This window comes from Methyloversatilis sp. NSM2 (assembly GCF_038066675.1).
Taxonomy (GTDB): domain Bacteria; phylum Pseudomonadota; class Gammaproteobacteria; order Burkholderiales; family Rhodocyclaceae; genus Methyloversatilis; species Methyloversatilis discipulorum_A.
The window spans coordinates 43946-51123 of sequence record NZ_JBBUKV010000016.1 but is presented as its reverse complement, the minus strand read 5'-3'; the positions used below and the strand labels follow the sequence as shown (position 1 = coordinate 51123).

At 65.8% G+C, this 7178-nt stretch carries 6 protein-coding genes and 1 tRNA gene; 2 read left to right on the top strand and 5 right to left on the bottom strand.

The features are described 5' to 3' along the window. Positions 1-7 precede the first annotated feature (7 nt). Positions 8-787, top strand: coding sequence for a FecR family protein (locus WJU27_RS18695; protein ID WP_304011504.1), 780 nt, complete (start codon positions 8-10; stop codon positions 785-787). A gap of 55 nt (positions 788-842) precedes the next feature. Here the strand turns inward: WJU27_RS18695 and WJU27_RS18690 are convergent, their stop codons facing one another. Continuing rightward, complete coding sequence (locus tag WJU27_RS18690) at positions 843-1556, bottom strand: DsbC family protein (protein ID WP_020166010.1); 714 nt, start codon at positions 1554-1556, stop codon at positions 843-845. A gap of 48 nt (positions 1557-1604) precedes the next feature. Next, positions 1605-2771 (bottom strand): UbiH/UbiF family hydroxylase, encoded by a 1167-nt coding sequence (locus WJU27_RS18685; protein WP_341423059.1) that lies wholly within the window; start codon positions 2769-2771, stop codon positions 1605-1607. A 102-nt stretch (positions 2772-2873) separates the two neighbouring features. Here WJU27_RS18685 and WJU27_RS18680 point away from each other — a divergent pair. Then, positions 2874-2950, top strand: a tRNA-Met gene (locus WJU27_RS18680). Positions 2951-3011: 61 nt separating this feature from the next. Here the strand turns inward: WJU27_RS18680 and WJU27_RS18675 are convergent. The 3 genes from WJU27_RS18675 to WJU27_RS18665 all read right to left on the bottom strand — a co-directional run bounded on the left by WJU27_RS18675 (position 3012) and on the right by WJU27_RS18665 (position 7000). Beyond that, positions 3012-5534: a chemotaxis protein CheW gene (locus WJU27_RS18675; protein WP_341423058.1), complete on the bottom strand. Its 2523-nt coding sequence runs from the start codon at positions 5532-5534 to the stop codon at positions 3012-3014. A 215-nt stretch (positions 5535-5749) separates the two neighbouring features. Beyond that, entirely contained in the window at positions 5750-6271 is a 522-nt protein-coding gene (locus WJU27_RS18670; protein WP_296813129.1) for a PepSY domain-containing protein, read from the bottom strand. Between the two features lie 207 nt (positions 6272-6478). Further along, a complete protein-coding gene (locus tag WJU27_RS18665; RefSeq protein WP_341423057.1) occupies positions 6479-7000 on the bottom strand; it encodes a hypothetical protein in 522 nt (173 codons plus the stop codon). Between the last annotated feature and the right edge of the window lie 178 nt (positions 7001-7178).

Sequence of the window (7178 nt, the reverse complement as noted above, 5' to 3'; positions counted from 1 at the left end):
TCCGTCAATGAACGCCCGCATTCCCAACCCCCGAATGCTCATGCTGGCAGCGGCATTCGTCGCCGCGCCGCTGGCTGCGCAGACCACGCCGACGCCGGCCGCCGGCCGCGTGAGCTATCTGTCCGGCACGATGTACGTGCAGACCGCCGACAACAAGACGCGCATCCTCGGTCGCGATTCGTCGATCTACAGCGGCGACGTCATCACCACCGAAAAGACCACGGTGGCGCGCATCGAATTCGGTGACGGCTCGTCGCTCGCGCTGAAGCCACGCAGCCAGGTGAAGATCGACGGCTACGCCTTCGACGAGGCGAAGCCGGAAAAGGACAGCCTGCTGTACAGCCTGGTGAAAGGCGGCCTGCGTGCGGTGACCGGCCTGATCGGCAAACGCAACCGCGAGGGCTATCGCGCGAGCACGGTCACCGCCACCATAGGTATACGCGGCACGCGCTTCGGCATGCTGCTGTGCGACGAGAATACGAAGGACGATCCGGCCTGCCTCAAGGCGCTGGAAGAAGCGAAGGACGGCAAGTCGGGCGAGCCGGCGCTGGTGTTCGACGTCGAGGAGGGCAGTATCGAAGTGAAGAACGACGCCGGCAGCAAGACCTTCGAAGTCGGCCAAGCCGGCGTCGTGTCGAGCAGCAAGTCGGCGCCGCAGCCGCTGCCCGAAAATCCGGGTCTGAACGAGTCGCTGCCCTCGTCCACCGCGGCCCGTCCAGGTCCGGCCGGGATGAATGGCAGCACTGGCCTGGGCAGCGATTCAGACGCGTCCTGCACGGTGCAGTAACGCGCACTTCTGAAAGAAAGGACGCCGGCGGCGCCCTTTCACGCGCAAACGGACCTTACTTCACACCCGCCATGCGCTTTTCGAGTTGCGCCACCGGCACGTAGCCGGGAATGCGCTCGCCATTGCTGAGGAAGATGGTCGGCGTGCCGCGCACGCGATACTTTTCACCCAGCGCAACCGACTTCTGCAGACCGGCGGTGTCACACGCGGCCGTTGCGGCGGCCGGCGCGACATTGGCCGTCATCCAGTCGCTCCACGCCTTCTGGCGGTCACCGGCACACCAGATCGCTTCCGACTTCTTCTGCGAATCCGGGCCAAGCACCGGCGTCAGGAAGGTGTAGACGGTCACGTCGTTCAGCGTCAGCAGTTCCTTCGCCAGCTTCTTGCAGTAGCCGCAGTTCGGGTCTTCGAAAGTGGCGATGACGCGCTTGCCGTTGCCGCGCACCTGCTTGATCGCGACGTCCAGCGGCAGCTCGGCGAAGTTGATCGCCGACAGCTGGTTCACGCGGGCCTGGGTGATGTTCTGGCGCGTCTTCGCGTCGAGGATTTCGCCGAGGATGAGGTAGTTGGCCTTCTCGTCGGTGTAGAGAATTTCTCCGCCGACGCGCACTTCATACAGACCCAGATACGGCGTCTTGGTCACGCCTTCGACCTTGGCACCGGCGCCCAGCGTGGACTCGACTGCAGCCTTGATCGTGTCTTCCGGCCCCGCCCAGGCGGTCGATGCAGCCAGTGCGCACAGCAGCGCTGCGGTGTGCTTGATGGACATGTAGTTTCCTTGTGAGGGCGCGCATCGTTGCGCGCCGGTTGTGAGTACTCAGCCGAGTGCGTAGCGTACCAGCGCATTCCTTACGACAGGCAGGCGCCGGGTCAGGTTCAGTCCGCTGTTGCGCAGCCAGGACAGCGCCGGCCACTGCGGCCGGAACAGCTCGTGCAGCGCGTGCGTGGTGAGCTGCATCGCATTCACCTCTTCCGCCCGCTTGCGTTCGTAACGGCGCAGCAGCCGCACGTCGCCGAGCACGCTGCGGTCGGCGCCGGCCAGCACTTCGGCCAGCACGCGCACATCGGCAAACCCCAGATTGACGCCGTGACCGGACAGCGGATGGATCGCATGCGCCGCGTCGCCGACCAGCGCCACGCCGGGCGCGACCACCTTGGGCACCTGCATCAGCCGCAGCGGAAACCCGGCTGCCGGCGTCACCACTTCGAGCGCACCGAGCACGTGATCGCCGGCAGCGGCTACCTGTGTTGCCAGCGTAGCGGCGTCGTATTGCAGCAATTCGCGCGCGGTCGCTTCCGGCGCGGACCACACCATGGACATGTGCTGATCGGGCAGCGGCAGGAAGGCGAGCACGCCGTCAGGCCTGAACCACTGCCAGGCGGTGCCCAGATGCGGTTTCTCGCAGCGGAAGTTGGCGACGACGCCCAGTTCCTCGTAATCGGTGAAGCGCGCCTCCAGCCCCGATTGCGCGCGCACCCAGGAATTGACGCCATCGGCCCCGACCACCAGCGCGGCGTCGAGTACCCGGCCATCCTCCAGCGCCAGCCGCGAGCGACCGTCGGCAACGGTCAGCGACAGCGGCCGCGCCGGACACAGCAGGGTCACGTTGGCCTGCCGCTTGACGCCTTCCCACAGTTCGCGGGCGATCAGGCTGGATTCGGCGATCCACGCCAGTTCGCCGACCCCGACGTCGAAGGCGGAAAAGTCGAGCCGCGCTCCGCGGTCGCCGAACACCTCGATGCGCGTCATCGGCTGCAGGCGGCCGCTGTCCAGATGCGCCCAGGCGCCGACCGCATCAAGAAAGCGCGCGCTCGACGGGCTGACCGCATACACCCGCGCATCCCAGCCACCGACCGGCCACTCGGGCATGCGCCCCTCGACCAGCGCCACCGACAGCTGCGAACGGCGCAAGGCCGCGCACAGCGCGAGTCCGGGCAGGCCGGCGCCAACCACCACGACATCGAATTCAAGGTCCCGCTGCATCAGTGCGAACCCATCCAGGAGAAATCAACCCGCGATTGTCCGGCCGCTGCGCCGTCCTTGACAAGTACCGGTGTCTAAACGACAATCCGCGTCCTTTCGCGTGGTGATGTAGCTCAGCTGGTTAGAGCGACGGATTCATAATCCGTAGGTCGAGGGTTCAAGTCCCCCCATCACCACCACTCCGGTTGCAGAGAAAAGCCCGATCCGCGGATCGGGCTTTTTTTCGTCCAGCTGCCGCGATCAGGCGCTCAGCACTTCGTCCTGCAGCATGCAGTCGGCGTCCGACAGCTCGCCACGGACCTGGTCGCGCAGCATGTCGTAGAGCGCGTCGAGGTCGAGTGCGGACACCAGCGGGCGGTCGCGGCCGGTGATGATGAGACGGTCGAGCCAGCGGAAGCGCCCGGCGACCATCTCGGGAACCGGCCGGATGTCGTTCGGACCGCACTCGGTCACGCTGATCAGATCGTCCACCACCAGCCCGAGGCGACCACGCGCACAGTGCGTGACGACGACGTGACCGCGGCCGTCTGCGCGCGGCAGGTCGAAGAACACCCGCAGATTGACCACCGGCACGTGTTCCAGCCCGCCCGCATCGTCGAGCGGCAGCACGCCGGCCACCAGTCCTTCGCCACTGCCGATCCGGCGCACGCGATCGATGTCGGCGGCCTCCAGCACCCGGGCCGCACTCACCGCGAGATGCCGGTCGTCGAGGCGGAACACCGCGAACTCTTCGCCCTCGCCGGGGCGGACGCCGCTTTCCGTTTCACCCGGGCCGGCGTCCGTGTCGCGGGCAGTCGCGGAGGCCTCCGGCAGCGCCAGAGCGACGACGGCGACCAGATCGTTACGGTAATCACCGGTCGTCTTGTATTCGCGATAGCCCGCCGACAGCGCGACACCGGCCATATGGCGCACGCCATCGAAATCGATCAGCGCGTGGCGACTGGAGCCGGCGTCTAGACCGACCGCGAGCTCGCCCAGATCCAGCCGGCTTCCCGGCGCGAGATCCGGTCGCGTGCTGGCGACAACGCGGCCATCGCGCTCGCAGAAGGCCGCCCACACGCCGTCGCGCGCCGGCAGCAGTTCACTCAGCATGGCCCTGAACTCGCGCGCCGATTCGAACACGATGCCGATGCCGCCGACCACGCGCGTGTCGTCGGCCGGCGCGCGGATGGCCGCGTGGTAGATGTAGGTCGGCGCGTCGCGATGCAGCGGACTGGCCTCGAATGGCGACACGGCATAGCTCTGCGTGCTGGTCAGCCGGTTCACCGCATCAACGACACGCCCGTCGACCTGCCGGCCGATGGTGTCGTCCGCCGCGCCGGACAGCGTGCTGGACGCGACGATGCGCCCGTCCGCGCCATATACGAAGAGCCGGTCATACACCGTGTAGAGCCGGTTGATGTCGTCAAGCAGTGCGCCGAGCGATGGGCCGCCGCGACCGCTGGCGAGCGCCTCGCGCAAGGCCGGCGCCAGCGCCCACCAGCGGCAGTCGTTGGCGCGCTCGTAAAGATTGCGGTCCATCACGTCCATCATCAGCCGCGACACGAACTGCAGATCCTGCAGCGTCGACGACATGATGGTGTCGGACAGTGCAGCCAGCGCACGCGAGAACACTGCGCGCATGCGCTCGCCGGTTTCGCTGATCTGCTGCAGCATGGACTTCAGCTTCAGCGAATCGCCACGACGTCCGCCGGCCATCACCTGTCCATTCCAGACGACCCGGTTCAGCGCGTCCTTGATCGCCCCCGCCTGCGCCTCGATGGCTGCCAGTTCGCCGCAGTTCAGGCCGGACGACTGTGCCCCCGCCCCTTGCAGCGCGACCGCCTCTTCGCGAAAGGCCGATTCGGCCGGCACCATGACATGACCGCGCCAGCCAGGGCCCGCGTAGCCCTGGTAGCCAGTCGCCTCGCAGGTGCAGGCGATGTACTCGCGACCGCCGAAGTCGATCAGCGCACCGTCGGCGCCGGTCGCGGCCTCCGGTGTGCGGCCCAGCGGCACGTGGTCGGGATCGCTGCTGGCAATGACGTGTCCGCCGGCATCGAGCAGCAGCATGACCGCCCGATCGCGCGGGCGACGGAAGGTACGGAAGATGCCGGCCATTTCGTCGTCGAAGCGGAAGGACAGACAAAGCACGCCCAGCGCCCGCCCGTCGGTGTCGTCGATGCGTCGCGCGTACACCAGCGCGCGCTCGCGTCCCGGCAACAGCGCGCAGCGCCCGAAGTGTTCGATGTAACCCGGTGCCGCGAGCGCGCGTTCGAGCAGCGACGGATCGCCGGCCATCGCTTCGGCCGACGCGCCGATGGCAGCACGTACCTCACCGCGCAGATCGAGCACGAAGATGGCGTCGTACACCGAGTACTTTCGGATGTACTCGTGCAGACGTGCCTCCAGCCGCTCACGGCCGTTCGCGCCGGCGCGAAGGAAACTGCGGATGTCGTCGTCAGTCGCGAGAAAGCCGACGTCGGCCGTGCGCTCATACAGATTGCGCACCACCACATCGACGACCGCGCGCGCCCGTGCGCGCATCTGCAGCACCACCTTGTTGACGTTCTCGGCAGCCAGCGCGCGAACCAGTTCGGTTTCCAGCCGCCCGAAGGCCTCGCGGGTGCTGGCCATGGCCGGCAGGATGGTCTTGGCCTCGGCCGGGCAGACCATCTTGGCCGTGGTCTCTATCAGTCGCCAGGTGAAGCGCAGTTCGGACAGTTCACGCTCGCAGGCGAGCACGCTGCGCATGTGTGGAAGCAAGGATTGCGGACAGTACATCGGTCGCTCCGTTCTGGTGGATTACAGCTCAGAACGGCAACGAACTCTGGAAGTTAAGCAATTGATTGAAAATCACTTTTCAGGTGCATTGATGCACCACTTGGGCGCACTTCCGGCGCCTTTGAGAGGCAGCACGCCCCGTTGCAGGGCAAAAAAACAGGGCGGTCGTGACCGCCCTGTCTCTCAGGTCCGCGCCGCGGACCTGCCGACCGGCATCACTCCTTGCCGATCTGCCACTTCTCGTCCGACTGCGACACCACTTCGCCGGATTCGGTATCGACTTCCAGCTTCACTTCCTTGCCGTCGGCAGTCTTGATGTCGAACTCGTAAGAACCCTTGCCGTCCGGTTCGATTTCGTACTCGACCTCGACGATCTCGCCCGGCACCTTCTTCAGCGCGATCTCACGGGCCGCAGCCTCGTTCACCTTGGCGCCGGCGAACTTCGGGTGATCCTTGGTCACTTCTTCCTCGACCTCGACCACCTTGCCCGACTTGCCTGCGCACTCGACATCCCAGGCCTTGCCATCAGGCGTCTCGATATCGAATTCGTAGATGTAACCTTCGCCCGCTTCCTTCTTCAGTTCGACCTTGACGATCTGACCGGTCTTGGCCTTCAGTGCCGCCTTCATGCACTTTTCGAGGCCTGCCGAGGTCTTCGGCATGTGATGTTCCGCGAATGCGGGGGCGGCGATGCCCGCAGTGATGAGCAGGGTAGCCAGCAGGTGAGCGCTCTTCATGGTGTGTTCTCCTTTTTCGGTGTGCCAGAATGGGGTCCGCAGCGTGTTGCGCTGCAGTATTCGAAGTCTAGCCCTCACCCGGGAAAGTTTCCCGGAAGCCACTCAGAAGCGTGACAAATTGGGATATTTTCCCGGCTATATCGGGAAAATATCCCTGTCGCCCGGGACACAGTGCTCCCGGGTCGAACAGTGTGCCCCTGCAGCAAATCAGTCGCGCCCCCGGCCATTGCCGTTTCCGTTGCCCGGGCCACCGTGCCCGCGACCGCCCTTGTCGTGTTTGTCGTGCTTGCCACCGCGATGGTCGTCGTAGCCGCCACGGCGGTGATCGTCGCGGTCGTGCCGATCGTAATGCCGATGCCCGTCGTGGTGATCGTGGCGCACCTCGCGGTAAGCGTGGCGCTCGCGGTAGCGCGGCACATAGACGTCGTTGTACCAGCTGTCCTGCACGAAATAGACCGGCCGCCCACAGGCCTCGTAACGACCGCAGTACTTGCGCCAGTTCTTGGCATGGCCCGGCGGCACGTGCATATAGACCGGCGGCGGCAGATGCGGGCCGGACACGATGACCACCGGCTGCGGGTAGATCAGACGCGGGCGCGGGTAATAGTCACCGATGTCGATATGGCCATAGAAGCCAGGCTGTCCGATCGAGATCGACACACCGACGTCGGCGGCCAGCGCCGACAGTGCGGACAGGGCCAGAGCGGCAGTCATCATCATCTTTTTCATCGTCGTGTCTCCGCGTAATAAACAGTGATTTCAACGGGTGCGGAGGGCTGGGCGCAGACTGCCACGTGTAATCGACATGCTTCAAATCGTTACCGGACGCGCGCCAGACTCCAGACCCGCTGTCACACCCTGCATTCTGGTTGCCGGCCGTCGCCCGGCTTGTAGGAATCGGCGAAGC

Excerpts from the sequence above, each read along its gene's own strand:
- WJU27_RS18695 (WP_304011504.1), top strand. The coding sequence starts at position 8 with ATGAACGCCCGCATTCCCAACCCCCGAATGCTCATGCTGGCAGCGGCA.
- WJU27_RS18690 (WP_020166010.1), bottom strand. The coding sequence starts at position 1,556 with ATGTCCATCAAGCACACCGCAGCGCTGCTGTGCGCACTGGCTGCATCG.
- WJU27_RS18685 (WP_341423059.1), bottom strand. The coding sequence starts at position 2,771 with ATGCAGCGGGACCTTGAATTCGATGTCGTGGTGGTTGGCGCCGGCCTG.
- WJU27_RS18675 (WP_341423058.1), bottom strand. The coding sequence starts at position 5,534 with ATGTACTGTCCGCAATCCTTGCTTCCACACATGCGCAGCGTGCTCGCC.
- WJU27_RS18670 (WP_296813129.1), bottom strand. The coding sequence starts at position 6,271 with ATGAAGAGCGCTCACCTGCTGGCTACCCTGCTCATCACTGCGGGCATC.
- WJU27_RS18665 (WP_341423057.1), bottom strand. The coding sequence starts at position 7,000 with ATGAAAAAGATGATGATGACTGCCGCTCTGGCCCTGTCCGCACTGTCG.